21 protein-coding genes are annotated in these 24,111 nt (G+C 72.2%); 12 read left to right on the top strand and 9 right to left on the bottom strand.

Features of this window, described 5'->3' with window-relative positions:
• Positions 1–11: 11 nt before the first annotated feature.
• From ACIHIX_RS17860 to ACIHIX_RS17850, 3 genes are read right to left on the bottom strand one after another with little or no spacing between them, the layout of a single operon-like run.
• Entirely contained in the window at positions 12–1,373 is a 1,362-nt protein-coding gene (locus tag ACIHIX_RS17860; protein WP_399956499.1) for an ABC transporter permease, read from the bottom strand.
• Positions 1,370–2,056 carry an ABC transporter ATP-binding protein gene (locus ACIHIX_RS17855; RefSeq protein ID WP_399956496.1) on the bottom strand — a complete coding sequence of 229 codons (687 nt, stop codon included), beginning with the start codon at positions 2,054–2,056 and terminating at the stop codon, positions 1,370–1,372. The genes ACIHIX_RS17860 and ACIHIX_RS17855 overlap by 4 nt, the downstream gene beginning before the upstream one ends.
• Positions 2,053–2,586 (bottom strand): PadR family transcriptional regulator, encoded by a 534-nt coding sequence (locus ACIHIX_RS17850; protein WP_399956493.1) that lies wholly within the window; start codon positions 2,584–2,586, stop codon positions 2,053–2,055. The genes ACIHIX_RS17855 and ACIHIX_RS17850 overlap by 4 nt, the downstream gene beginning before the upstream one ends.
• Before the next feature lie 244 nt (positions 2,587–2,830).
• Here ACIHIX_RS17850 and ACIHIX_RS17845 point away from each other — a divergent pair, with 244 nt between their 5' ends.
• The 3 genes from ACIHIX_RS17845 (at position 2,831) to ACIHIX_RS17835 (ending at position 5,587) form a co-directional block, all read left to right on the top strand.
• Positions 2,831–3,019, top strand: a complete 189-nt coding sequence (locus ACIHIX_RS17845) for a hypothetical protein (RefSeq protein ID WP_399957318.1) — start codon at positions 2,831–2,833, stop codon at positions 3,017–3,019.
• A complete protein-coding gene (gene malQ, locus ACIHIX_RS17840; RefSeq protein ID WP_399956490.1) occupies positions 3,020–5,140 on the top strand; it encodes a 4-alpha-glucanotransferase in 2,121 nt (706 codons plus the stop codon). It abuts the gene before it with no gap.
• Between the two features lie 171 nt (positions 5,141–5,311).
• Complete coding sequence (locus ACIHIX_RS17835) at positions 5,312–5,587, top strand: hypothetical protein (protein WP_399956487.1); 276 nt, start codon at positions 5,312–5,314, stop codon at positions 5,585–5,587.
• A gap of 107 nt (positions 5,588–5,694) precedes the next feature.
• On the opposite strand, the gene ACIHIX_RS17830 is transcribed toward ACIHIX_RS17835, so the two are convergent.
• Positions 5,695–6,300 carry a TetR family transcriptional regulator gene (locus ACIHIX_RS17830; protein WP_399956483.1) on the bottom strand — a complete coding sequence of 202 codons (606 nt, stop codon included), beginning with the start codon at positions 6,298–6,300 and terminating at the stop codon, positions 5,695–5,697.
• A gap of 129 nt (positions 6,301–6,429) precedes the next feature.
• Here ACIHIX_RS17830 and ACIHIX_RS17825 point away from each other — a divergent pair, with 129 nt between their 5' ends.
• Positions 6,430–7,866, top strand: coding sequence for an FAD-dependent monooxygenase (locus ACIHIX_RS17825; protein WP_399956481.1), 1,437 nt, complete (start codon positions 6,430–6,432; stop codon positions 7,864–7,866).
• Between the two features lies 1 nt (position 7,867).
• On the opposite strand, the gene ACIHIX_RS17820 is transcribed toward ACIHIX_RS17825, so the two are convergent.
• The gene (locus ACIHIX_RS17820; RefSeq protein WP_329339147.1) at positions 7,868–8,374 is read right to left on the bottom strand and encodes a MarR family transcriptional regulator; all 507 of its coding nucleotides are present in this window, start codon (positions 8,372–8,374) and stop codon (positions 7,868–7,870) included.
• A gap of 122 nt (positions 8,375–8,496) precedes the next feature.
• Between ACIHIX_RS17820 and ACIHIX_RS17815 the strand changes: the two genes are divergently transcribed.
• Genes ACIHIX_RS17815 through ACIHIX_RS17805 form a run of 3 tightly spaced genes read left to right on the top strand, consistent with a single transcriptional unit; the run spans position 8,497 to position 11,307 of the window.
• Positions 8,497–9,438: an EamA family transporter gene (locus ACIHIX_RS17815; RefSeq protein WP_399956479.1), complete on the top strand. Its 942-nt coding sequence runs from the start codon at positions 8,497–8,499 to the stop codon at positions 9,436–9,438.
• Between the two features lie 42 nt (positions 9,439–9,480).
• Entirely contained in the window at positions 9,481–10,395 is a 915-nt protein-coding gene (locus ACIHIX_RS17810; protein WP_399956477.1) for a DMT family transporter, read from the top strand.
• 9 nt (positions 10,396–10,404) lie between these two features.
• Positions 10,405–11,307 (top strand): LysR family transcriptional regulator, encoded by a 903-nt coding sequence (locus ACIHIX_RS17805; RefSeq protein WP_399956475.1) that lies wholly within the window; start codon positions 10,405–10,407, stop codon positions 11,305–11,307.
• Positions 11,308–11,616: 309 nt separating this feature from the next.
• On the opposite strand, the gene pepN is transcribed toward ACIHIX_RS17805, so the two are convergent.
• Complete coding sequence (gene pepN / locus ACIHIX_RS17800; protein ID WP_399956472.1) at positions 11,617–14,190, bottom strand: aminopeptidase N; 2,574 nt, start codon at positions 14,188–14,190, stop codon at positions 11,617–11,619.
• Positions 14,191–14,311: 121 nt separating this feature from the next.
• Between pepN and ACIHIX_RS17795 the strand changes: the two genes are divergently transcribed.
• Entirely contained in the window at positions 14,312–14,782 is a 471-nt protein-coding gene (locus ACIHIX_RS17795; protein ID WP_399956469.1) for a DUF1203 domain-containing protein, read from the top strand.
• An 11-nt stretch (positions 14,783–14,793) separates the two neighbouring features.
• Here ACIHIX_RS17795 and ACIHIX_RS17790 read toward each other — a convergent pair whose 3' ends face one another.
• Both ACIHIX_RS17790 and ACIHIX_RS17785 read right to left on the bottom strand, forming a co-directional pair.
• On the bottom strand, positions 14,794–15,810 hold the full coding sequence (locus ACIHIX_RS17790) for an aspartate-semialdehyde dehydrogenase (protein WP_399956466.1): 1,017 nt from the start codon (positions 15,808–15,810) through the stop codon (positions 14,794–14,796).
• 107 nt (positions 15,811–15,917) lie between these two features.
• Positions 15,918–17,990 (bottom strand): TerD family protein, encoded by a 2,073-nt coding sequence (locus ACIHIX_RS17785; protein WP_399956463.1) that lies wholly within the window; start codon positions 17,988–17,990, stop codon positions 15,918–15,920.
• A 106-nt stretch (positions 17,991–18,096) separates the two neighbouring features.
• Here ACIHIX_RS17785 and ACIHIX_RS17780 point away from each other — a divergent pair, with 106 nt between their 5' ends.
• The 4 genes from ACIHIX_RS17780 (at position 18,097) to ACIHIX_RS17765 (ending at position 20,656) form a co-directional block, all read left to right on the top strand.
• Positions 18,097–18,642, top strand: coding sequence for a sigma-70 family RNA polymerase sigma factor (locus tag ACIHIX_RS17780; protein WP_399956460.1), 546 nt, complete (start codon positions 18,097–18,099; stop codon positions 18,640–18,642).
• A 1-nt stretch (position 18,643) separates the two neighbouring features.
• Complete coding sequence (locus tag ACIHIX_RS17775; RefSeq protein ID WP_399956457.1) at positions 18,644–19,357, top strand: hypothetical protein; 714 nt, start codon at positions 18,644–18,646, stop codon at positions 19,355–19,357.
• A gap of 61 nt (positions 19,358–19,418) precedes the next feature.
• Positions 19,419–19,946, top strand: coding sequence for an RNA polymerase sigma factor (locus tag ACIHIX_RS17770; protein WP_399956455.1), 528 nt, complete (start codon positions 19,419–19,421; stop codon positions 19,944–19,946).
• A 2-nt stretch (positions 19,947–19,948) separates the two neighbouring features.
• Positions 19,949–20,656 (top strand): hypothetical protein, encoded by a 708-nt coding sequence (locus ACIHIX_RS17765; protein WP_399956452.1) that lies wholly within the window; start codon positions 19,949–19,951, stop codon positions 20,654–20,656.
• A gap of 72 nt (positions 20,657–20,728) precedes the next feature.
• Here the strand turns inward: ACIHIX_RS17765 and ACIHIX_RS17760 are convergent, their stop codons facing one another.
• Positions 20,729–24,043, bottom strand: a complete 3,315-nt coding sequence (locus ACIHIX_RS17760; protein WP_399956450.1) for a S8 family serine peptidase — start codon at positions 24,041–24,043, stop codon at positions 20,729–20,731.
• Between the last annotated feature and the right edge of the window lie 68 nt (positions 24,044–24,111).

The following is a 24,111-nucleotide window of genomic DNA, read 5'->3' as shown; positions in this document are numbered from 1 at the left end:
CAGCTCAGTGACTACGCGTACCGCAGCTCCGCCGGGCGCAGCCCGCGCCGCAGCAGCGGCAGCGAGGTGGCCGCGGCCAGCAGGCTCGCCGCGTACACCGCCACCGGGACCAGCAGCGCCAGGTACGGCACCGCCGGCGACCCGTGCTCGGAGGCGGCCGAGGTGTACCAGATCGCGATCGTCATCCCGCCGAGCCCGGCCACCACGGTCGCGGGGGCCAGCGGGATCGCCGTCTCCAGCACGGTGGCCTTCGCCAGCACCGAGTACGGCACTCCGCTCGCGGTCTGCGTGGCCAGGCCCCGGCGCCGGGTGGCGACGGACTCGGCGGTGCCGACGGCGAGCGCGGTGAGCACCAGCGCGAGGGCGACGAGGACCGCGAGGCCGGTGAGGTTCAGGCCGTTCTCGTAGTAGCCGATGTCCTCCGCGTAGTGGTTCTCCCGCTCGCGCAGGAGCGACAGCATCACCTGCCGCACCCCCAGGAAGCCCGAGCCGATCACCGTGACCAGCAGCAGCGCGGCATGGGTACGGGCCGCCGCCCACGGGTCGTCGCGCAGCCGCTCCGCCGCGATCAGCACCGCGGGGCTCTTGGCGCGGGCCGCCAGGCCCTCGCCGAGCTGCCGGGCCGAGGCGCCGGTCAGCCACACCGACACGGCACCGGCGAGCAGGCACATGGCGAAGATCGTGAACGGGCCGAGCGCGAAGTCGAACGGGTTGCCGAAGAACGGGATCGTCGCGATGTACAGGGCCAGCAGGACGAGCAGCGTGGTCGCCAGCTGGAACAGCCGCCCCGGACCCCGGGCCGGCCGCACCCGCCGTATCCAGCCCAGCGGCGAGGCCACCACCCGGCGCAGCGCGAACGCGCTCACGACCGCGCCGAGGACCGGCACCAGGACGGCCACGACGGCGATGCCCGCCCAGGCGAGCGGGGCGGGGCTCGACAGCCGCAGCAGGACCGGCAGGGAGAACAGCGTCGCCACCGCGGAACCGGCCAGACAGGCCAGTCCTGACTCCAGCGCCGCGATCCGCCGCACCTGCCCGGGTGCCGCTCCGGCCAGCCGCAGGCCGGCCAGCCGCCGGTCGCGGTGCACCGCGCCGACCCGGGCGCACTGCCCGAGGAACCCGAGCACCGGGAGGAGCAGCAGCATCAGCGCGGCGATCACGCCGGCGCGGGTGCCCGGCTGATCGAGCACGTCGAGACCGTTGCCGACGGAGTACTGCCCCTGCATCGGCAGCAGCACGGCGACGGCCAGCCCGAGGCCCGTCGCCAGCGCCGCCCCGGCACCGGTGAGCAGCGCCCGCCACCATTCCCGGCGGTCGGAACCGCGGGTGAGCAGCCAGGCGAGCCGGAGATCGGCTGCGTACGAGGTCGTCACGCGGCCACCTCCTGCGCGGCCAGGGTCCCGTCGCTCAGCCCGACCTCGCGGTCCGCGTACGCCGCCACCTGGGCGTCGTGCGTGATCAGCAGGACCGCCGTGCCCTGCTCGCGGGCCGTGTGGGTCAGCGCCGTCATGACCTGCTCGCTCGCCAGGGAATCCAGCGCGCCCGTCGGCTCGTCCGCGAAGACGATGCGCGGGCCGGTGACCAGGGCGCGGGCCAGTGAGGTCCGCTGGGCCTGGCCGCCGCTCATCTCACCGGGGCGCAGCGCCTCCTGCCCCCGTACGCCGAACCGCTCCAGCCACTCCCCGGCACGGGACTGGGCCTCCTTGCGGGCGATGCCGGCCAGCATCAGGGGCAGGGCCACGTTGTCGAGGGCGGTCAGCTCCGGGATCAGCTGCCCGAACTGGAACACCACCCCGAACTCCGTGCGCCGCAGTTCGCTCAGCCGTTTCTCCGGGAGGGTGTCGAGACGGTCCCCGGCGTAGCTCACCGAGCCCTCGTCCGGGCGGACGATGCCCGCGAGGCAGTGCAGCAGCGTCGACTTCCCGCTGCCGCTGGCACCGGTCACGGCCAGGATCTCGCCCGCCCGCAGTTCGACGGAGGCGCCGCGCAGGGCCTCGGTCCTGCCGTGCGTCTTCACGAGATCGCGCGCCGCCAGGAGCGGCACTGTGGTGCTCATGCTGTCTCGACCTCCGCGGTCAGAGTGGTCAGCCGGCCCGCCGTGGTGGTCATCCAACGGAGGTCGGCGTCAAGGTGGTTGAGGGCGTAGTCCGCCGAGAGCACGGTCGCGAGATCGGCGCCCTTGGCGGTCTTCAGGTGCGTCAGCTCCCGCATCCGGCCCATGTGGGCGGCCCGTTGGGCGCGCAGATAGGCCTCCGGGTCGCCGCCGGCCAGGATCGAGACGACGACCTTGGCGAAGATCTCGTTCGTCACGAAGGGTGCGGGCGGGGCGATCTCCTCGGCCCAGCGGCCGAGTTCACGCTCCCCCTCGGCCGTCGAGCGGTACGTCGTGCGCTCCGGTCCGCCGTCCGACTCGGTGGCGTCGAGCTCGGCGAGTCCGTCGCGGACCAGGCGCTGAAGGGTCGTGTAGACCTGCCCGTAGGCCAGTGGGCGGGCCTGCGGGAAACGTTCGTCGTGGCGTCGCTTGAGGTCGTAGCCATGGCTCGGCCCCGAGGCGAGCAGCCCCAGCAGGATGTGGCGGGTGCTCATGGCGATCATTATGCACTCGATACATGTACTGAGTGAATAGTGATCGGAGGAAGATCGGAGGAAGTCGGATCGAGAGTGACCGGAGGCGTGATCGGTGGACGGATGAGGAAGCGGGCCGGAACATGACGAACAGCACGTTCTTCCCCTCCGCACGTCTGCCGCCGCGACCGCTGGGTAGGGCTGCGATGACCCGTCACGCCGCCGTACCCCCGAGGAGGCCCCCGTGGCCGCACCGACCAGCCCCCTGTTCCCGGCCGCCCTGTCCAAACCCGACGAGGCGCTCTACTGCGTCTTCAGCGCCGAGGGAGCCTGCGCCGAGACCCCGCTGACCAGCGAACCGCCGCTGCCCGACGCCGAGCCCCTGACCAGCGAGCCTCCCCTTGCCGACGCCGCCCCGCTGACCAGCGAGTCAGATGCCGATGCGGAGCTGTAGATGACCGCTGCCGAGCCCCCGTCCGCTGCCGAGCCTCCGTCCGGTTCCGGGCTCTCGTCCGTTGCCGAGCCTCCGTCCGAGGAGCTCTCCCGGCTTGCCGGGCTGCACGGCGTGGCCACCTCCTACAGCCCCGCCCCGGACCGCACCGTCGCCGCCTCCGCCGCCGCCGTCATCCGGGCCCTCACCGCCCTCGGCGTCGACACCGGCGACCCCGCCGCGGCGCTCGCCGCACGGGAACGCGAGTTGGCCGCGCGACTGCTGCCGCCCACGGTCGTGCGCTGGGCCGACGGCGGTGCGTGCGCCGCGCTGGACGCCCTGCCCGACGGCACTCGGCTGCGCATCGAGACCGAGCAGGGCGAGGCACGCTCCTCCGTCGAGCAACTCCCACCCGGAGTACACCGGTTGACCGCCACGGCGCCGGACGGCCGGGTCGCCGAGGCCCACCTCGTCGTCGCCCCCGCCCGGCTCCCCGCCCCCACCGGACGCTCGTACGGACTGCTCGTCCAGCTCTACTCCCTCCTCTCCCGGCGCTCCTGGGGCATGGGCGACCTCGGTGACCTCGGTGAGCTCACCGCCTGGGCGGGCCGCGCGCTCGGCGCCGGATTCGTCCAGGTCAACCCGCTGCACGCGGCCGTACCCGGCGCCCCCACCGACCCCTCGCCCTACCGCCCCTCCTCCCGCCGCTTCCCCGACCCCGTGCACCTGCGCGTCGAGGACGTCGACGAGTACCCGTACGTCACCGACCGCGACCGTCTCCACGCGCTGACGGAACGGGCCGCGCTGCTGCGCGAGGCGGTGCTGGGGAAGGGGGCGTTGATCGACCGGGACGCCGTGTGGGAACTCAAGCGCGAGGCGCTGGAACTCGTCCACGAGGTGCCCCTCGGACCCGGCAGGCGCGCTGCCTACGCCGACTTCCTCGCCGAGGAGGGCGAGGCGCTGGAGGACCACGCCACCTGGTGTGCGCTGGCGGAGGTGCACGGCTCGGACTGGAGCGGCTGGCCGGCCGCGCTGCGCGACCCCCGCTCCGGCGAAACCGCCCGCGCCCGCGCCGAGTTGATGGACCGCGTCGACTTCTGGTCGCGGCTCGCCTGGCTCACCGACGCCCAGCTCGCCGCCACCCAGCGAGCGGCCCGCGACGCCGGGATGTCCGTCGGTGTCGTCCACGACCTCGCGGTCGGAGTGCACCCCCTGGGCGCCGACGCCTGGGCGCAGCAGGAGTACTTCGCCGCCGGGATGTCGGTGGGCGCCCCGCCGGACGCCTTCAACGCGCGCGGCCAGGACTGGGGGCTGCCGCCCTGGCGCCCCGACCGGCTCGCCGAGTCCGGCTACGCGCCGTACCGGCGGCTCCTGCGGGCGTTGTTCCGCTATGCCGGCGCGCTGCGCATCGACCATGTCATGGGCCTGTTCCGGCTGTGGTGGGTGCCGCAAGGGCTGCCGCCCACCGAGGGCACGTACGTCCGCTACGACGCCGAGGCCATGCTCGCGATCCTGGTCCTGGAGGCCTCCCGGGCCGGGGCGATGGTCATCGGCGAGGACCTCGGTACCGTCGAGCCCGGGGTGCGCGAGACGCTGCGCGAGCGCGGGGTGCTCGGTACCTCGGTGCTGTGGTTCGAACGGGACTGGGAAGGCGACGGCCGCCCGCTGCCGCCCGAACGCTGGCGCGCCGACTGTCTCGCCACCGCCACCACCCACGACCTGCCGTCGACCGCCGCCCGGCTCAGCGGCGACCATGTCGAACTCCGGCACCGGCTCGGGCTGTTGACGCGTGGCCTGGCCGAGGAACGCGCCGAGGCCGCCGCCGACACCGGGGAGTGGCTGGAGGTGCTGGCCCGGCTGGGGCTGCTGCACGGCACGGGTGGAGGGCACGGCACGTCGACGGAGGAGGCCGAGGTCCAGGCCGTCCACCGGTTCCTGCTGCGGACACCGGCACGGCTGGTGGGGGTGTGGCTGCCGGACGCGGTCGGCGACCGGCGACCCCAGAATCTGCCCGGCACGTGGGACCAGTACCCGAACTGGCGACTCCCGATCGCGGACGCGGAGGGGAGGGCGGTGACGCTGGAGGAACTGGCGGCGGAGCCGCGGTTGTACGCGCTGGTGGAGGTGTTGCGGGGGCTGGGGTGAGCGGGGCGGGGTGAGGCGCGGTGGGTCGGGTGCGGGTGCGTGGGGGTTGCGGTGGGTCGGGTGCGGGTGCGTGGGGGTTGCGGTGGGGCGTCGCGCCTGCCGGCGGAGGCCGCGCGGCTCTTACGCACCCCCGGGCGCGCGCTCCGGAGCCGCGTTGGATACTTTGGCACCGTGGACAAGAAGAACGCCCTGCGCGCCGGTGCTCTGGCAGCCGGTACGACGCTGATGATGCTGCTCATGACGTCTCCCGCGCTCGCGCTCACCCGCGACGACGGTGACGACCCCGGCCCTGGCCTGAGCGTCATCGAGACGCTGGGTCTCTACGTCCTGGCCCCGCTCGCGATCTTCGCGGTCATCGCGGGCCTGGTGCTGGTCCTGGACAAGTCGCACGCGGACCACCGGGTCAGCGTGCCCAAGAGCAAGGCGAAGGCCAAGGCCGGCGCCTGACGCCTGACCGACCGAGGGGCTGAGACACGGCTCCACCGGTCACCGCACGTTCACGAGGGCGCCGGCCCCGTCCCCAAGGGGGCGAGGCCGGCGCCCTCGACGTGTGTTCAGGGGCTCGGCGCCGTGAGGTACCGCTGCACCGTCGGCCCCAGCCACGCCACGATCTCCTCGGGGTGCAGCGCCACCGCCGGCGGAATCCGCAGCACATAACGGGTCAGCGCGAGGCCGAGCAGTTGCGACGCCGTGAGCGCGGCCCGCGCCGGGATCTGCGCGGGATCGGGGCACACCCGCCGGGCCACCGGAAGCAACTGGTCCCGGAAGATGCCCTGCATGCGCTCGGCCCCGGCCTGATTGGTCGCGCCGACCCGGAGCAGGGCGGTGAGGACCTCGTCGTCCTCCCACATGTCGAGGAAGTGCCGCACCAGGACCGCGCCCACGTCCCGCGGCGACAGCCCGCCGGCGTCCGGCAGCCGCAGGTCGACGGTGACGGCCGCCGCGAACAGGCCCTCCTTGTTGCCGTAGTAGCGCATCACCATCGACGGGTCGATGTTCGCGTCCTTGGCGATGGCGCGGATGGTGGCCCGCTCGTACCCGTCGGCGGCGAACCGCTCCCGGGCCGCGACGAGGATCGCGTCGCGCGTCGCCTCGGAGCGGCGCGCGCGGGCGCTGGGCGAGGGGGTGGTGGGTCCGGGGGCGGGGGGAGTGCCGTTCATGCCTACAAGCGTAGGCCAACATCCGTTTGCCAACAACCGTTGACTCGACGCCGGGCGGCGCTCTACTCTCATCAACGAGCGTTGGCAAACGGATGTTGGCATACAAGCGTTGGCAACAGGAGGCCCTCCATGAACGGCACCATCCACCCCGTGATCGTCGTCGGCTCCGGACCCACCGGCCTCCTCCTCGCCGGTGACCTCGCCACCGCCGGTGTCCCCGTCACCCTCGTCGAGAAGCGCCCGCACAAGATCAGCAACCTCTCCCGCGCCTTCGTCCTGCACGCCCGCACCCTGGAGCAGCTCGACGCCCGCGGACTCGCCGACGACCTGGAGGCGGTCGGTCAGCCGCTCGACCGCCTCCGCCTCTTCGGTGACCTCACCGTCGACCTGGGCGCCCTCCCCTCCCGCTTCCGCCGCCTCCTCGTCCTCCCGCAGTACGAGGTCGAGAAGGTTCTGGAGCGGCGGGCCGTGGCGGCGGGTGTCGAGTTCCGCCACGAGACCGAGGTGACCGGCCTCTCCCAGGACGCCGACGGCGTGACGGTCGAGGTGCGTGGGCCCCAGGGCGCCGAGACTCTCCGGGCCGCGTACGTCGTCGGCGCCGACGGGATGCGCAGTGCCGTGCGGGACGCGATCGGGCTGCCGTTCCCCGGTAAGTCCGTCATCCGTTCCGTCGTCCTCGCCGACGTACGGCTTGCCGAGGAGCCCGAGACACTGCTCACCGTCAACACCGTCGGTGACGCCTTCGCCTTCCTCGCGCCCTTCGGCGACGGCTACTACCGGGTGATCGGCTGGAACCGCGCCCGGAACGTCCCCGACAGCGAACCCCTCGACCTGGCCGAGGTCAAGGAGGTCGCCCGGGCGGCGCTCGGCCGGGACTTCGGGATGTACGACGCCCGCTGGATGTCCCGCTTCCACAGCGACGAACGCCAGGCCCCCGCCTACCGCGTCGGCCGGGTCTTCCTCGCCGGGGACGCGGCCCACGTCCACACCCCGGCCGGCGGGCAGGGCATGAACACCGGCCTTCAGGACGCCGCCAACCTGAGCTGGAAGCTGGCCCAGGTGATCCACGGCCACGCCACCGCCGAACTCCTCGACACCTACCAGGCCGAACGGCACCCCGTCGGCAAGGCGGTCCTGCGCAGCAGCGGCGGCCTGGTCCGTCTCGCCATGGCCAAGCGCCCCTGGGAGCTGGCCCTGCGCGCGACGCTCACCACGGTCCTCGCCCATGTCGCCCCGGCCCGCCGCCGCATGGTCGGGCAGCTCACCGGCATCGGCTACCGCTACCCCGCCCCCCGCGGCGCGCACCGCCTCACCGGCACCCGCGTCCCCGACGTGGCCCTGACGGGCGGTCGCCTCCACGAGGCCCTGCGCGGCGGCCGGTTCGTACTGATCACCCCGGGGGCCTACGACGACCAGGGCGCCCGCAAGGACCGGCTGACCGTGGAACGCTGGGCGAGCGACCGTCGTACGACCGTGCTGGTGCGGCCCGACGGATACGTGGCCTGGGCCGCGGACGCGGCGGACACCGCGCAGATCGAGGCGGCGCTCGCCGCCGGCGTCGGCTGAACTAACGGGACTCGGGCGTCCCGGCGAGCAACTCCCGCAGCAGGTCGGCCAGTTGGCCGGCCTGTTCGGCGTTCAGGGCGGACAGTGCCTCGGTCTCGGCGTCCAGCCCGGCGCCGACCGCCGCGTCGACGACGGTCAGCCCCTTGTCGGTCAGCGTCACTTGGAGGCCGCGGCGGTCGTGGGGATCGGGGGAGCGGCGGATCAGGCCCGCGCGTTCCAGCTTGTCGAGGCGGCCGGTCATGCCGCCGGTGGTGAGCATCAGCGTCCCCGAGAGCTGTCGGGGGGAGAGGGTGTAGGGCTCGCCGGAGCGGCGCAGGGTGGCCAGGACGTCGAACTCGCCGCGCGCGATGCCGTAGGGGGCGTACGCCTTCTCCATGCGGTCGCCCATGGCGCGGGAGAGGCGGAAGATCCGCCCGAAGACCTCCATCGCCTTGGTGTCGAGGTCGGGTCGTACGGCCGCCCACTGGTCGACGATCGCGTCGACGGGGTCCTTGCGCTGGGCACTCATGGGTCGAGTATCGGCGGCGCACAGGGTCACCCGCAAGAAAGTGGCTTGACTAAAAGTTGCTTAGCGCTAAGCTACTTTCCATCAAGTTATATTCGTCGAAGTCACCGCCACTAGGGGGAGTCGTGAACCGCACCGCGACCGTCCTGCTCACCGCCCTGGCGCCCGTCTCCTGGGGCACCACCTACGCCGTCACCACCGAGTTCCTCCCGGCCGACCGCCCCCTGTTCACCGGCCTGATGCGGGCCCTGCCCGCCGGTCTGGTCCTGCTGGCCCTCGCCCGGGTGCTGCCGCGCGGCCTCTGGTGGGGGAAGGCCGCGGTGCTCGGCGCGCTGAACATCGGTGCCTTCTTCCCGCTGCTGTTCCTGTCGGCGTACCGGCTGCCGGGCGGGATGGCGGCGGTCGTCGGGTCGGTCGGGCCGCTGTTCGTGGTGGGTCTGTCGGCGGTGCTGCTGGGGCAGCGGCCCACGACCCGCAGTGTGCTCACCGGGGTGGTGGCCGCGTTCGGCGTCAGTCTCGTCGTGCTGAAGGCGGCCGGAGCCCTCGACCCGGTCGGCGTCCTCGCGGCCCTCGCCTCCGCCGCGTCGATGTCCACCGGCACCGTGCTCACCAAGCGCTGGGGCCGCCCGGACGGGGTGGGGCCGCTGGCGCTCACCGCCTGGCAGCTGACCGCGGGAGGGCTGTTCATCGCGCCCCTCGCCTTCCTCGTCGAGGGCGCCCCGCCGGCGCTGGACGGGCGGGCGATCGGCGGCTACCTCTACCTCGCGCTCGCCAACACGGCCGTCGCGTACTGGCTCTGGTTCCGCGGCATCGGCCGGCTCACCGCCACCCAGGTCACCTTCCTCGGCCCGCTCTCCCCGCTGACCGCCGCGGTCGTCGGCTGGGCGGCGCTCGGCCAGACGCTGACGCCGCTCCAACTGGCGGGCATGGCGCTGGCGTTCGGGGCGACGGTGGCCGGGCAGCTCCGCCAGCGTCCTCCTGCCGCTCCGGGGCAATCGTTCAGTTCTACTGAAAAGAACGCTCGAAAAGATTCGATGGACCTGACAGGTGCGGCGCTGCGACGGTAGATCCACCGAGATCACCGACGTAAGACCGGCGGAAGGACCTGTGTGACCGACGTCCTCGAAAGGACCCCCACCCGTACGACCCCGAGGGCCGCGCAGACCGCCGCCCTCGGGGTCGTCTGCGCCGCCCTCGCGACCGTCGTCTGGTCCGGCAGCTTCGTCGCCTCCCGTGCCCTGCACGACAGCGTCCCGCCGGTGCAGCAGGCGTTCTGGCGCTGGATCGTCGCGCTCGTGGCGGTCGCCCCGTTCGGGGCGCGGCAGGCCTGGCGGCAGCGGGCGCTGATCCGGCGCCGGCTCGGTTTCGTCGTCCTCGCCTCGCTCCTCGGCGTCACCGTCTACAACACCCTCGTCAACCAGGCCGGGTTGACCACCCCCGCCGCCACCATGGGCCTGATCATGGCCGCGTCACCGGTGCTGATGGCGGTGTTCGAGCGGGCTTCCGGCGTACGGCTGGGGCGGCGCCGGGTCGCCGGGCTGCTCATCGCCTGCGCCGGGGTGCTGCTGTTGATGGGCGGGGGCGCCGGATTCGCGGCCGGGGACCTGTGGATGATCGGCGCGGCCTGCTGCTTCGCCGGGTACAGCGCGCTGCTGCGGCGCAGGCCCGCCGAACTCGGCGGCGCCGCCTTCCTGTTCACCACGTTTCTCGTCGGCGCCGGGCTGCTGCTCCCCGCGCAGGGGGTGAGTCTCGCGGTCCAGGGAGGCTTCACGCCGACCACCGCGACCGTGCTGCCGCTGGTGTACGTCGGGGTCGCCTCCTCCGCGATCGCCTTCTTCGCCTGGAACAAGGCGATCGCGCTGGTCGGCGCGGCCCGTGCCGGGGTCGTGTACTACCTCCAGCCGGTGTGCGTGGCCCTGCTGTCCTGGGCGCTGCTCGGGGAGACGTTCGGGCCGGTGCAGGTGCTGTGCATGGGACTGATCCTCGGCGGGGTGATGTGGGGCGCCGCCGGCCGGCGTGCGTAGGTTGCCCTCATGGCCGAGTGGGACATCCGAAAACTGCACATCCTGCGGACGCTGCGGGAACAGGGCACCGTGACCGCGACGGCCGACGCGTTGCGGATGACACCGTCCGCGGTGTCGCAGCAGCTGACGAATCTGGCGAAGCAGGTGGGGGTGCCGCTCCTGGAGGCGCAGGGGCGACGGGTGCGGCTCACCGACGCGGCCCGCCTGGTGCTGCGGCACGCCGAGGTCGTCTTCGAGCAACTGGAGCGGGCGGACGCGGAGTTGGCGGCGCATGTGCGCGGCGAGGTGGGGGAGGTGCGGGTCGGTGCCTTCTCGACCGCGGTGCCCGCGCTGGTCGTCCCCGCCGTGCGGGCGCTGCGGGTCTCGTCGCCCGGGGTGAGTGTGCGGGTGCGGGAGGCGGAGGCGGGGGAGGCGTACGAGCTGCTGGCCGCCGGGGAGGTCGACCTCGCGCTGTCGCTGGCCGCGCAGGCGCCGGTGGTGGGGGACGGGCGGTTCACGCGGGTGGAGCTGCTGGCGGACCCGTTGGATGTCGCGCTGCCGCGGGGGCATGAGCTGGCGGACGTGGAGGGGCTGCGGTTGGCCGATCTCGCCGGGGAGGCGTGGATCTTCGGGGGGAGCGGGCCGTGGTCGGACATCACGCGGGGGGCGTGCGAGGCGGCCGGGTTCACGCCGCGACAGGGGCATTCCGCGGCGGGGTGGACGGCGATCCTGGCGATGGTGGAGGCCGGGATGGGGGTGGCGTTGGTGCCGCGGATGGCCGCGGCGGGGAGGGGTGGGGTGGTGATGCGGGGGCTGGGCGCGGACCGGCCGGTGCGGCATGTGGTGGCGGCGGTACGGCGGGGGAGCGAGGCGGGGGTTGTGGTGAGGCGGGTGATGGAGGCGTTGGCAGGCGTTGCTGCGGGGCTGGGCTGACGGTGGCCCGGCGTGTGGGCCGGCCGGGGGTGGGTGTCGCTCGCCCGCGCTTGCGGGGTGCCGCTGCGCCCACCCGTGCCGCCCCAGCGGCACGACTGCCCGCAGCCAGGGCGGCATGCGAGTGCCCGCGGCTGGGGCGGGTAGGCGGGCGCCGGTGCTGCACGACTGCCCGCAGCTAAGCGGGTTTCAGGGGCGCGGGGAACTGCGCGATCAGCCCCCACCGGCCCGCACCTGATCCACGAGCTGTCGTCCCCAGGCATGACAAGGGGCGCCCCGCATCGCGCCGGGCGCCCCTCGTCGTCGTGATCGCTACTCCGCCGCCGCGTCCGCCGCCTGGGCCTTCAGGGCGCGTTCGACGCCTGACCGGGACTCCGAGACCAGGCGGCGCAGGGCCGCGTTGGGCTCGGCCGACGTCAGCCACTCGTCCGTCTTGTCCAGGGTCTCCTGGGAGACCTGGATCGACGGGTAGAGGCCGACCGCGACCTGCTGGGCGATCTCGTGGGAGCGGGTGTCCCAGATGCCCTTGACCACCTCGAAGTACTGGTCCGTGTACGGGGCGAGGAGTTCGCGCTGGTCGGTCTGGACGAAGCCGCCGATGACAGCCTCCTGCACCGCGTTAGGGAGCTTGTCGGACTCCACGACCTGGGCCCAGGCCTCCGCCTTCGCCTCCGCCGTCGGACGCGCCGCGCGGGCCGTCGCCGCGTGACGCTCGCCCGCCGCCGTCTTGTCCCGCTCGTACTCGCCCGCGATCTCCGTCTCGTCGAAGCGGCCGACCGACGCGAGGCGCTCCACGAACGCCCAGCGCAGCTCGGTGTCCACCGCCAGGCCCTCGATCGTCTGCGAGCCGTCCAGCAGGGCGTCCAGGAGGTCCAGCTGCTCCGGCGTACGGGCCGTCGCCGCGAACGCGCGCGCCCACGCCAGCTGGTGGTCGCTGCCGGCCGAGGCGGACCGCAGGTGGGCCAGCGTGGCGTCCGTCCAGCGGGTCAGCAGGGCCTCGCGGGCGGTCGGGTCGGCGTACAGCTCGATCGCCAGCTTCACCTGGCGGTGCAGGGACTGCACGACACCGATGTCCGACTCCTTGCCGATGCCCGAGAGGACGAGGGAGAGGTAGTCGCGGGTGGCCAGTTCGGCGTCTCGCGTCATGTCCCACGCCGACGCCCAGCACAGGGCCCTCGGCAACGACGACTCGAAGTCGCCCAGGTGCTCCGTGACGAACGCCAGGCTCTGCTCGTCCAGGCGGACCTTCGCGTACGACAGGTCGTCGTCGTTCAGCAGCACCACCGCCGGGCGGCGCTTGCCGACCAGCTGCGGTACGGCCGTCAGCTCGCCGTCGACGTCCAGCTCGACGCGCTCGTCGCGGACCAGCTTGCCGCTGTCCTCGTCGAGTTCGTACAGGCCGACCGCGATGCGGTGCGGACGGAGCGTCGGCTCCCCCTTCGCGCCCGCGGGGAGCGCCGGGGCCTCCTGGCGGATCGCGAAGGACGTGATGACACCGTCCGCGTCCGTCTCGATCTCGGGGCGCAGGATGTTGATACCGGCCGTCTGGAGCCACTTCTGCGACCAGGTGCTCAGGTCACGCCCGGACGTCTCCTCCAGCGCGCCCAGCAGGTCGGACAGCCGGGTGTTGCCGAACGCGTGGCGCTTGAAGTACGCCTGCACGCCCGCGAAGAACTCGTCCATGCCGACGTACGCCACGAGCTGCTTGAGGACGGAGGCGCCCTTGGCGTAGGTGATGCCGTCGAAGTTGACCAGGACGTCGTCCAGGTCGCGGATCTCGGCCATGATCGGGTGCGTCGACGGGAGCTGGTCCTGCCGGTACGCCCACGTCTTCATGGAGTTGGCGAAGGTGGTCCAGGAGTGCGGCCACCGGCTGTCCGGGGCGTACGCCTGGCAGGCGATCGAGGTGTACGTGGCGAACGACTCGTTCAGCCACAGGTCGTTCCACCACTCCATGGTGACCAGGTCGCCGAACCACATGTGGGCCAGCTCATGGAGGATGGTCTCGGCGCGCAGCTCGTAGGCGGCGTCGGTGACCTTGGAGCGGAACACGTACTGGTCCCGGATGGTCACCGCACCGGCGTTCTCCATCGCGCCCGCGTTGAACTCCGGCACGAACAGCTGGTCGTACTTCTTGAACGGGTACGCGTAGTCGAACTTCTCCTGGAACCAGTCGAAGCCCTGCCGCGTGACCTCGAAGATCGCGTCCGAGTCGAGGAACTCGGCGAGCGAGGGGCGGCAGTAGATGCCGAGCGGGACGGACTGGCCGTCCTTCTCGTAGACGCTGTGCACCGAGTGGTACGGGCCGACGATCAGGGCCGTGATGTACGACGAGATCCGCGGGGTCGGCTCGAACTCCCAGACGTCGTCCTTGGGCTCCGGGGTCGGGGAGTTGGAGATGACGGTCCAGCCGGACGGCGCCTTCACGGTGAACTGGAACGTGGCCTTCAGGTCCGGCTGCTCGAAGGAGGCGAAGACGCGGCGGGCGTCCGGCACCTCGAACTGGGTGTACAGGTACGCCTGCTGGTCGACCGGGTCGACGAAACGGTGGAGGCCCTCACCCGTGTTGGTGTAGGCGCAGTCCGCCACCACGCGCAGGACGTTGCGGCCCGCCAGCAGGGCCGGGAGCGCGATGCGGGAGTCCTTGAAGACCTCCGCCGGGTCGAGCGAGTCACCGTTCAGGGTGACCTCGTGGACCTCCGGGGCCACCAGGTCGATGAACGACTCGGCCCCGTTCTCGGACACGTCGAAGCGCACCGTGGTCACGGACCTGTAGGTACCGCCCTCTTGCGCGCCGGAGAGGTCGAGATCGATCTCGTACGACTCGACGGTGAGCAGCTTTGCCCGCTGCTGAGCCTCTTCGCGAGTCAGGTTTGTGCCAGGCACGCGGTCATCTCCTCGTTATGGGTGGGTTCGGCGGTTCCGCCATCCTTCCATGGGAGCCGCGCGAAACGCGATGTCCGGAACCCGCCGGTGACCGGGGAGGACTCCGAGGAGGGTGGAACACATGACCACCCACATCGCACGCCCCATCCCCCCGTCCGCTCTGAAGGAACTCCGTTCCACCGACGACGCGGGGCGCAAGACGGTTCCCGTGACCGACGACGAGGGCGGTGCGCCGCTCAGGTGCTGTCTGCGGCGCAGCGCGCCCGGCGAACGGATCGCCCTCGTGTCGTACGCCCCGCTGCGCCGCTGGGCCGCCGCGACGGGCGCCGAGCCGGGGGCCTACGACGAGCAGGGCCCCGTCTTCATCCACGCCGAGGAGTGCGCGGGGCCGGACTCCACCGGCTACCCCTTCGCGAACGCGCACCGGACGGTCCGCCGCTACTCCGCCGACGGGCACATCCTCGGCGGCGAGCTGGTCGACGCGCCCGACGACGACGCCTTCCGGAACGCGTTCGACGACCCGGCCGTGGCGCTCGTCCACGTCCGGGCCGTCGAGTACGGCTGTTTCCTCTACGAGGTCACAAGGCCCTGAACCCTGGGGGTCTAGCCCTTCAGCTCCGCCGCCACCAGCTCCGCGATCTGCACCGCGTTCAGGGCCGCGCCCTTGCGGAGGTTGTCACCCGAGACGAACAGGGCGAGGCCGTTGTCGACGGTCTCGTCGCCGCGGATGCGGCCGACGTAGGAGACGTCCTTGCCGGCGGCCTGGAGCGGGGTCGGGATGTCGGAGAGCGCGACCCCGGGGGCGCCGGCGAGCAGCTCCGTGGCGCGCTCCGGGCTGATCGGACGCGCGAAGCGGGCGTTGATCTGGAGGGAGTGGCCGGAGAAGACCGGGACGCGCACACAGGTGCCGGAGACCTTCAGCTCGGGGAGCTCCAGGATCTTGCGGGACTCGTTGCGGAGCTTCTGCTCCTCGTCGGTCTCGTTCAGCCCGTCCTCGACGAGGTTGCCGGCGAAGGGCAGCACGTTGAAGGCGATGGGGCGCTTGTAGACCTGCGGCTCGGGGAAGTCGACCGCCTCGCCGTCGTGGGTCAGCTTGTCGGCGTCGGCGACGACCTTCTGGACCTGGCCCTGCAACTCCGCCACGCCCGCGAGGCCGGAGCCGGAGACCGCCTGGTAGGTGGTGGCGACGAGCGCTTCGAGGCCCGCCTCGGCGTCCAGCACCTTCAGGACCGGCATCGCGGCCATCGTGGTGCAGTTCGGGTTGGCGATGATGCCCTTGGGGCGGTCCGCGATGGCGTGCGGGTTCACCTCGGAGACCACCAGGGGCACCTCGGGGTCCTTGCGCCAGGCCGAGGAGTTGTCGATCACGACCGCGCCCTGCGCGGCGACCTTCTCGGCCAGCGCCTTCGAGGTCGAGCCGCCCGCGGAGAACAGCACGATGTCCAGGCCCGTGTAGTCCGCCGTCGCCGCGTCCTCGATCGTCACGCCGTCCAGGACCGTCCCCGCCGAGCGGGCCGAGGCGAACAGACGCAGCTCGGTGACCGGGAAGTCCCGCTCCACGAGGATCCTGCGCATGACCGTGCCGACCTGGCCGGTGGCTCCGACGATTCCTACCTTCACGACGACTCCTTCTACATGGCGGGTGCGTGGCCTGGACGTTTCCATGATGCGTCTCTTACCGGCCGGTGTGTCCAATCGTTTGCCCGAGGGATGGGACGCCATGCGGGTCAGGGGCGCAGTTCGAGGGTCCACTCGCCGAGGCAGCGGACGTGGAGGATCGAGCCCGAGATGCGGTACGGACCGGAAGAAGCGGTGAGTTTCCGGTGCGGGAAGAGGTTTTCGTCCAGTTCGAAGACATGGATCAGGGCCGTCCCGACGACCACCAGCTCGGCCTCGGGCCCGGTGTGACGTACGACTCCATACCAGCCACCCGGCGTCCTTGCGCCCAGCACGGGGGCCGCGCTGAGCGGGGCCGGCTCCAGACGCCACTTCGTGTCCTCGCCGGCACGCACCGTGAGGAAGCAGCTGCCGCCGGGGTCGACCCACACCGGCCCGAGGGTGGGGCGCCGCCGGCCCAGCGTGTCGGCGATGGTCGTCGACTTGCCGTAGGGATGGTTCAGGGACCACGCGCTCAGGTGCTCGTCGTCGCCGCGCGAGGTCCGGGTCACCGTCATCAGGGTCGGCGGGCCCTGGTAGCGCAGGACGGTGCTGCCGCGGCCCTCGGTCGGGCCGGTGAACAGCGGCGCCTGTTCCTCGGGCAGCAGCCGCAGCGTCCAGTCGCCGGCGCACTTGACGTGCACGGCCTGCTCGGCCCTGCCGTCGGCGAACAGCACCGCCATGCCGCGGGTGCCGTGCTGGCGGCCGGTGAGCCACTCGTCCTCGTCGCCGTACTCGTCGACGCGCTTCACTTCGAGGCTGTAGTCGGCCTTGGCGCCGGGGAAGTCGTACTGGACCAGCGCCGGGCGCCCGGGACGGGGGTTCAGCAGGGTGATCGTCCGGTCGCCGCGGCCCTCGTAGGCGCCGGTCGTCCGGCCCGCCGAGGGGTCGCGGACGGGGAGCGGCTTGGCGGTGAGCTCCCAGTTGCCGTCGCCGTGCTCGATCACCAGCAGCAGGGGGCCGTCCGGGACCGGGACGGTCTGCTTGAGCTTCCCGGTCTCGTTGCACAGCATCTCGTGCTCGTCGAGGTCGTCGAAGTGCTCGGCCTCGTGGCAGTTGAGCACGAACCACTCGCCGCGGTCGGCGCCCCCGTCGAAGCGGACCTTCACATCGGCCATCGTGCCCGGGTAGGCGAGGACGTCGGGGCCGCGTCCCGTCAGGGTCCGGGTGCCCAGCGGACGCGCCGCCGACAGCGGCAGGACCCTGATCGTCCAGTCGCCGTCGTAGTTGACCTTCATCCGCAGCGGACGGTCGCGCGGGGGCTGCACCAGGGCGCGGCCGTGGAAGTCGCGCAGGGTGGTGTTGAAGACGGTGTCCTCGTCCTTGTTGCGCCGGTTCAGCGTCTCGACGAGGAGCCATTCGTCGCCCCGGACCTGTGCCTCCACGATCACCGGCCCGGGCGGCAGCGGTACGTCCACGGAGACGACGCCGTTGCCGCGACCGCTCTGGGTGTGGGGCGGGAAGTCGGTGCCGAGGGGAGCGGGCGTGGCCATGGGGGCGGCCATGGGCGCGGGTGCCGGGGTGTACGCGGGGATCGGGGCGGGCGCCGGTACGGCATCGGCTGTCGGCGGCCCGGCCGCCTTGGTCACCCCGGTGTGCATCACCGGCGCCACCGGCTCCGCCTCCACCACGATCCCGAAGTCCGTCGCCAGCCCCGCGAGCCCCGAGTCCCAGCCCTGCCCGACCGCCCGGAACTTCCACTCCCCGTTGCGCCGGTAGAACTCCCCGAGCACGAAGGCCGTCTCACCGGCGGCGTCCGTCACGTCGTAGTGCACGACGATCGTGCCGTCGCCCGCGACGGTCTGGAGCGCGAGCCCCGGCACCGCCCCGAAGGTGCCGTCGTCGCAGGACGCGGCGACCAGCACCCGCTGCACCGCCGGTTCCACCCGGGGCAGGTCCAGCTCCAGCCACTCGGCGAGCTGGTCCACGCCGTCCCCGGTGCCGAGGTGCCGCACCGCGCCAGAGGGATGCGCGGGCTGGTTGTGGAAGACGAGGTCGGCGTCGCCGCGCACCTTGCCCGCCGCGTCGAGCAGCAGCGCCGAGACATCCACGACCGGCGTCCCCGGCACCTTCCGGCGGGAGACGGCAACCCTCAGGAGACCAGCGGGGACAGGGGCGTTGGCCCCCTTCACGATGTGCGTCATGGGGCTCATGGTGGCAGCGAAGATCACGTGAAGAAACAATTCCGGAGATCGGACCGAACGTTTCCGCCCGAGCCGGCGTCATAGAGGAAACGCGGCGAGGAGAGGGGTGGCTGTGCTGCGCAGAAAGGCCCGCCGCGGCCAGGGGGACAGCATTCATGACGGGCCCGACGACCCGCTCGACGCGGCCCAGGAACGTCGGGTACGAGCCGTGCTCGCGCTCGGCGGCGTACCGCAGGCGGACCTGCCGGACGGGGTGCAGCAGGTCCGCCTGCGGTTGCTGGAGCGGGCGGCCAAGGGGTACGAGGCGCCGCGCGACGTCTCCGCGTGGGCGGCCGTCGTCGCCTCCAACCTCGCCATGGACTGGCACCGCGCCAAGCGCCGGCAGGAGCGGATCGGCGAACGCCTGGCCTCTCTGCGCCAGTTGGAGCACCCCTCCGGCGAGGACACCAGCGTGCTCTCGCTCGCCGTCGCCCAGGGACTGGACGAACTGCCCGACAACCAGCGCCAGGTCCTCGTCCTGCGGTTCTACGCCGATCTTCCGGTGCGGGACATCGCCCAGGAACTCGGTGTCCCGGAGGGCACGGTCAAGAGCAGGCTGCACACGGCGGTCCGCGCGCTGCGCGCCCGTCTGCACGAGGACGAGGTGGTGTGACATGACCGCCGAACACCGGGACCGGGATGCCGACGCGCTGATGGCGGCGCTCACCGGCGAACCACTGCCCGAAGGGGCCGACGCGGATCTGCTGGCGGAACACCGCGAGGCCACCTCCGACATCGCCCTCCTGCGGGAGCAACTCGGCCTCATCGGCGACGCGTTGGCCCAGGAGCCGCGTCCCGCGCCGCGGCCCGCTCCGGTACGTCCCGCACGGGCCCGGCGCTGGGTCCCGAGGCTCGCCTTCGGCACCCTCGCGACGGCCGCGGTGGCCGCCGTGGTCACCGGCATGGGCTGGCTGATCGCGACGAACGGCGACAGCCTCACGGACTCCGGGGGCGACGCGAGCAGCGCCGAGAAGTCCCAGTCCGACGTGGACACCCGCTTCGGCAGCCCGCACTACCTCGCCTGCACCCGGCTGGTCGTCGAGGGGACGGTCTCCTCGGTCGAACGCCTCTCGGACCAGGTGCAGTTGCGGATCACCGTGGACGTGGTCCGCTACTACAAGCAGGACATGAAGGGGCCCGAGCGGCTGACGTACGTCGTCGACGACACCTTCGTCGACGGTCTGCGCAAGGGTGACCCGGTGCTGTTCGGGGTCCTGAAGGGGGACGCCGTGCCCGACCACTGGGTGGTCGGCGAGCGGGAGGTGGCCCGCGAACGGGCCTGGGTCCAGGCCTCGCTGCCGGAGTCACGGCGGCTCGCCTGCGCATGAGGATCGAACGATCTGCGATGCTCCCGCGTCATAGGAGAAACACGGACGAGGGAGAACGCGGGTGCAGATCAGGAGACCTGGCGGCGCGGAGGCAGGCACGGACCCGCTGGACGCGGCGCAGGCCGACCGGGTCCGTGCCGTCCTGGCGCTCGGCGGGGTCCCTCAGGACGACCTCCAGGACGGGCTCCAGCAGGTGCGGCTGCGCCTGCTGGAACGCCGGGCCCGCGGCGACGACCCACCGCGTGACCCGGGCGCCTGGGCCGCGGTGGTGGCCTCGAACCTCGCGGTGGACTGGCACCGCGCCAGACACCGGCAGGAGCGCGTCAGCGAGCGGCTCTCCCTGCTCGGTACGCCGGACGAACGTGTCCAGGACGACACCGAGAACAGCATCCAGGCGCTCGCCGTCGCCGAAGGGCTCGACGCCCTGCCGGGCGCGCAGCGGCAGGTCCTGATCCTGCGCTACTACGCGGATCTCTCGGTTCCGCAGATCGCCGAACAGCTCGGGATCCCCTTGGGAACGGTCAAGAGCAGGCTGTACGCCGCGGCGAAGCACCTGCGTGACCGGCTGCACGTGGAAGAGACGGTGTGACGGTGGAGAAGCACGACGAGCTGATGGCGGTCCTGCTGGGCGAACCCGCGCACCGGGAGACGGAGGAGTACGGGACGGCGGAACGCGACATGGCCGCCGTACGCGAGCAGCTCCGGCGGATCGGGGACGGGCTGGCCCGCGCGGCCGCGCAGGCGCCGGAACCGGTGCCGGCACCCGTGTCCGTGCCCGAACCCGTCCCCGTGCGCCGGCGGTGGCGTGGGCGTCTCGGGCTCGTGGCTCTCGCCGCGGCCGTGGCCGTCGCGTCGCTGGGGACGGGGGCGGCGTATCTCGTCGCCCACAACGGGGTCGAGGGCGAGGGATCCCAGGCCCTGCTCACCGTCGAGGGGCTCATCGCCTGCTCCAGCACGGTCGTCGAGGGCACGGTGGCACGGGTCGAGGCGGCGGGCGGCGACGACCGGTACCGGGTGGTGCTGGAGGTGGAGCGTCACTACAAGCCGGCGAGCGGGGAGCGGACGGTCACCTTCGTCGACCAGGGTGCGAACGTGCCGGCGTACTACCGGACCGGGGCGCGGATGCTGGTCCTGGTCTCCAGCCTGCCGGGCGAGGGGCCCGAGACCTATCGCGCGGGCGATCCGCCGTACGCCGAGGACCGGACCGGTGCCGCCCAGGACGCGCTGGCGGAGGGGCGCCTGCGGATCGAGCGGGCGCTGCCCGCCGCGCGGGGTCTGACCTGCGAGGGCGGGGCCTGACCCGCGGGGACGGAGAACGCAGAAGGGCGGGCGTTCCATGGGAACGCCCGCCCCTTTACTGCCGTACAGCCGTTACGGCGTGACCTTCTCGATCGTCACGCTGCCGATGCCGGCGGCCGTGCCGCGGGCGTTGACCAGCTGGACCTGGCCGAAGAACTCACGGCCCTCCGGAGCGGCCGCCAGGGCGGTCACGTTCGCGGAGACGTTCGTCGAGTCGCCGGTGCCGAGCTTGACGGCGGCGGTGTCGTCGACGGTGACGGTGCCCAGGGCGTTGGAGAAGAACACGTCCTGGTAGTCGTACGCGGTGGTACCGGACGGCACCGAGTAGCCGATGACCTCGATGGTGTAGGTGCCGGCGGCCGGGGCGGCGACCGAGACGGCCTCCTCCGAGTCGCCGTCGGCCGAGGTGCCGGCCTCGCTGCCGTCGGGGCCGTAGACGACCAGGTCGAGGTCGGCGGCGGCGTCGGAGACGTTGCCGATGACCACGTCGAGGGACTTGGCGCCCTCGGGCACGTCGACCGTGGTGGTCTGGGTGACACCCTCGGTGATGGACGGGCGGGCCGACTTGGCCGAGCCGAGCGGACCGCCGACGAGCTTGCCGTCCAGGGCTGCGAAGTTGTTCGTCACCTTCCAGGAGGCGGCGACCGGGGTGCCGACCTTGGCCTCGGGAACCGTCACGACCTCGGGGTCGAAGGCGGCGCCGAGGACGGCGACGTCCAGCTTGTACGGGTTGTCGAGCAGCGGCGACGTACGGCGCGACTCGACCTCGATCTCCCAGACGCCGGCCTGCGGGTCCGCGTACGCACGCACGTCGGGCTTGCAGCCGTTGCCGTCGAGGTAGTTGTTGTAGCAGTACGGGGTGCCGGTGTTGTCGACCGGAGTGCCGTACGGGTGGATCGCGATGAACCGGGTCTGGCTCTTGTCCTTCAGCCCGCCGATCGCGACCTCCAGGGACTTGGCGCCCTCGGGGACGGTCACGAAGTACGACTGCGTGCTGTTGCGCTGGACTGTGTTCGACGCGGAGTAGGTGTACTTCACCGGCGACGAGACGACGACCGTGTTCAGGATCTGCTTGTCGACGCCCTCGGTGCGCGGGTCGTCGACCTCCAGGATCGCGCTCTTGACGCCGGCGGACGGCGACTTGGCGGCGATCTTCACGGTGACCGGCTTGTTCAGCTCCAGCTTGATGTCGTCGGAGCCGACGATGGAGAAGGTGCCGGAGGCGTTGTTCTCCAGGCTCAGCTCGTGGCGGAGCGGACGGTCGGCGCCGGTCGTACGGGTGATGGTGACCTCGTACGACTTCTTCACGCCGGCCTTCAGGCCGCCCTCACGGTCGTAGATGCCGGTGCCGAAGCCCGGGGTCTTCAGGAACTGGTCGATCGCGGTGTCGACCGGCGCCTTGACCGTGTAGTCGTGGGCGGTCGCGCCGTCCTTGATGGCGTCCCAGGCGTCCACGATGTCGATGAGGCCCGCGCCCTCCTCGTACGCCTGCACACCCTTGATGTGGTCGGCGGTCGAGGTCAGGGCCGTGCGCAGGGTCGCCGGGGTGAGCGTGATGCCCTTCTGCTTCGCGGCGGAGAGCAGCAGCGCCGAGGCGCCCGCGGCCTGCGGGGAGGCCATCGAGGTGCCCTGGAGCATCGAGTAGCCGGCCGGCAGCGTGTAGCCCGACTCGGCGACCGGGGAGCCCGGCAGCCAGGTCTGCGTGGTGTTGATGGAGGCGCCCGGCGCGGACAGCGTCGGGGTGAACCCGCCGTCCTCACGCGGACCGCGCGAGGAGAACGGCATCATCGCGTACGACTTCGTCACCGCGGAGCCGTAGTTGGAGGCCCACGTCGCCTTGGAGATGGCCGCGCCGACGGAGATCACCTTGTCGGCCAGACCGGGGTCGCCGATGGTGTTGGCACCCGGGCCGGAGTTGCCGGCCGAGATGACCAGCTGGACGCCGTAGGTGTCGATGAGGCGCGTGTAGAGCTCGGCGCGCGCGTTGTTGCCGTCGTTGAGCGCCGGCAGACCGCCGATGGACATGTTGACGATGTCGACACCGCGGTTGGTGACGAGGTCGATCATGCCCTCGGTGAGCGCGACGTTGGTGCAGCCGCCGGACCAGGTGCAGGCACGGGACGAGACGATCTTCGCGCCCGGGGCCGCGCCGTTCATCTTCCCGCCGAACAGGCCGTTGGCGGAGGTGATGCCGGCGACGTGGGTGCCGTGCTCGGACTCGATGACGCCGATGTTGACGTAATCGGCCTTGGCGCCCGAGGAGTTGTAGACGACGTCCTTGCGGATCTCGACGACGAACGGAATGCGCTCGACGACCTCGGTGGTGGGGTCGTCGGTGCCGAAGTAGCCGATCTGGTAGCCGTCCTTGTACGGCTTCATGGCCACGTCGTCGGTGAAGTCGAGGTTGTCGTTCAGGTCGACGCGGACGGTGCCGGCGGCCGCGTCGTACAGCACACCCCAGACGTCCGTCTTGTCGCCGTCGCGGTTCAGGTCGCCCGCCATGTCGCCGCCGGTGGTGGCGGACTCGGACATGTAGCTGAACTTGTACGAACCCTCGGGCGCCTTGAACGTCTCGGTGCCCTGGCTGGTCGTGGTGATCGAGAACGTCGGGCCGGCGACCGCGGTGGTCATCCGCCGCCAGGTGCCGTCGCCGTCGGAGACGGGGTCGGTCGAGGTGACCCAGTCGACGATCTTGCGCTCACCGGTGGTGGTCTTCTGCAGCGCGGGGTGGCCGAGGTCGACGCCGGAGTCGAGGATGCCGATGGTGATGCCGCGGCCGTCCGCCTTCGGGTGGTCCTGCACGAAGTCGACGGCGCCCGTCTCGAAGGACGGGTTGTACGGGTTCTTGGCGGGGGTCTTCTTGTTCGGCCCCGTGTAGGTGCCCGTGGCGCTCGCGGTCGAGGCGGCGCCCTTCGCGGTGTCCGCGGCGGGCGTGGGATCGTCCAGTGCGATCTCCTGCCGCAGGTCGATGCCGTGCACGGAGGAGAGCTTCGCGGCGGCGGCGATGGCCGCGTCCGCCTTGGCGGTCGGGACGGTCGCACGGACGTACCCGAGCTTGTCGTAGGTCTTGCCCACGTAGCCGCCCTTGACCGCGTCCAGCTCCTCGGTGACCTGCTCGGTCTTGCCGGGGGCGGTGGCGACCATCAGCGTGACGTTCTTGTCGCCGTCGGCCTTGGCCTCGGCGAGCAGGTCCGCGTCGTCCGAACCGAGCTTCTCGTGGGCGGACTTGACGCCCGGGTCGGCCGCGGCGGGCGTACCGGAGTCGGCCGAGAAGGCCATGGGTATCGGCCCGGCCGCGGAGAGCGCGGCCACGAGACCGGCGGCCACGGCTATACGCACCACGCGTCTCGCGCTCGGTATCGGTTCGCGCTGGGGGGTGAGGGTCATCGGCATCCCTTGTAGGTAAAGGAACGTGCGGTGGCGACCGGGACCGATCGGTCCTGACCGCGGGGGTC

Origin of the sequence: Streptomyces sp. NPDC051913, assembly GCF_044593635.1 — a bacterium.
In the GTDB taxonomy this organism is placed as follows: Bacteria; Actinomycetota; Actinomycetes; order Streptomycetales; family Streptomycetaceae; genus Streptomyces.
This window is presented reverse-complemented; position numbering and strand designations above follow the sequence as displayed.

Excerpts from the sequence above, each read along its gene's own strand:
- ACIHIX_RS17855 (WP_399956496.1), bottom strand. The coding sequence starts at position 2,056 with ATGAGCACCACAGTGCCGCTCCTGGCGGCGCGCGATCTCGTGAAGACG.
- ACIHIX_RS17775 (WP_399956457.1), top strand. The coding sequence starts at position 18,644 with ATGACCGCCGAACACCGGGACCGGGATGCCGACGCGCTGATGGCGGCG.
- ACIHIX_RS17820 (WP_329339147.1), bottom strand. The coding sequence starts at position 8,374 with ATGAGTGCCCAGCGCAAGGACCCCGTCGACGCGATCGTCGACCAGTGG.
- ACIHIX_RS17785 (WP_399956463.1), bottom strand. The coding sequence starts at position 17,990 with ATGACGCACATCGTGAAGGGGGCCAACGCCCCTGTCCCCGCTGGTCTC.
- malQ (WP_399956490.1), top strand. The coding sequence starts at position 3,020 with ATGACCGCTGCCGAGCCCCCGTCCGCTGCCGAGCCTCCGTCCGGTTCC.
- ACIHIX_RS17850 (WP_399956493.1), bottom strand. The coding sequence starts at position 2,586 with ATGAGCACCCGCCACATCCTGCTGGGGCTGCTCGCCTCGGGGCCGAGC.
- ACIHIX_RS17805 (WP_399956475.1), top strand. The coding sequence starts at position 10,405 with ATGGCCGAGTGGGACATCCGAAAACTGCACATCCTGCGGACGCTGCGG.
- ACIHIX_RS17830 (WP_399956483.1), bottom strand. The coding sequence starts at position 6,300 with ATGAACGGCACTCCCCCCGCCCCCGGACCCACCACCCCCTCGCCCAGC.
- ACIHIX_RS17825 (WP_399956481.1), top strand. The coding sequence starts at position 6,430 with ATGAACGGCACCATCCACCCCGTGATCGTCGTCGGCTCCGGACCCACC.
- ACIHIX_RS17760 (WP_399956450.1), bottom strand. The coding sequence starts at position 24,043 with ATGACCCTCACCCCCCAGCGCGAACCGATACCGAGCGCGAGACGCGTG.
- ACIHIX_RS17795 (WP_399956469.1), top strand. The coding sequence starts at position 14,312 with ATGACCACCCACATCGCACGCCCCATCCCCCCGTCCGCTCTGAAGGAA.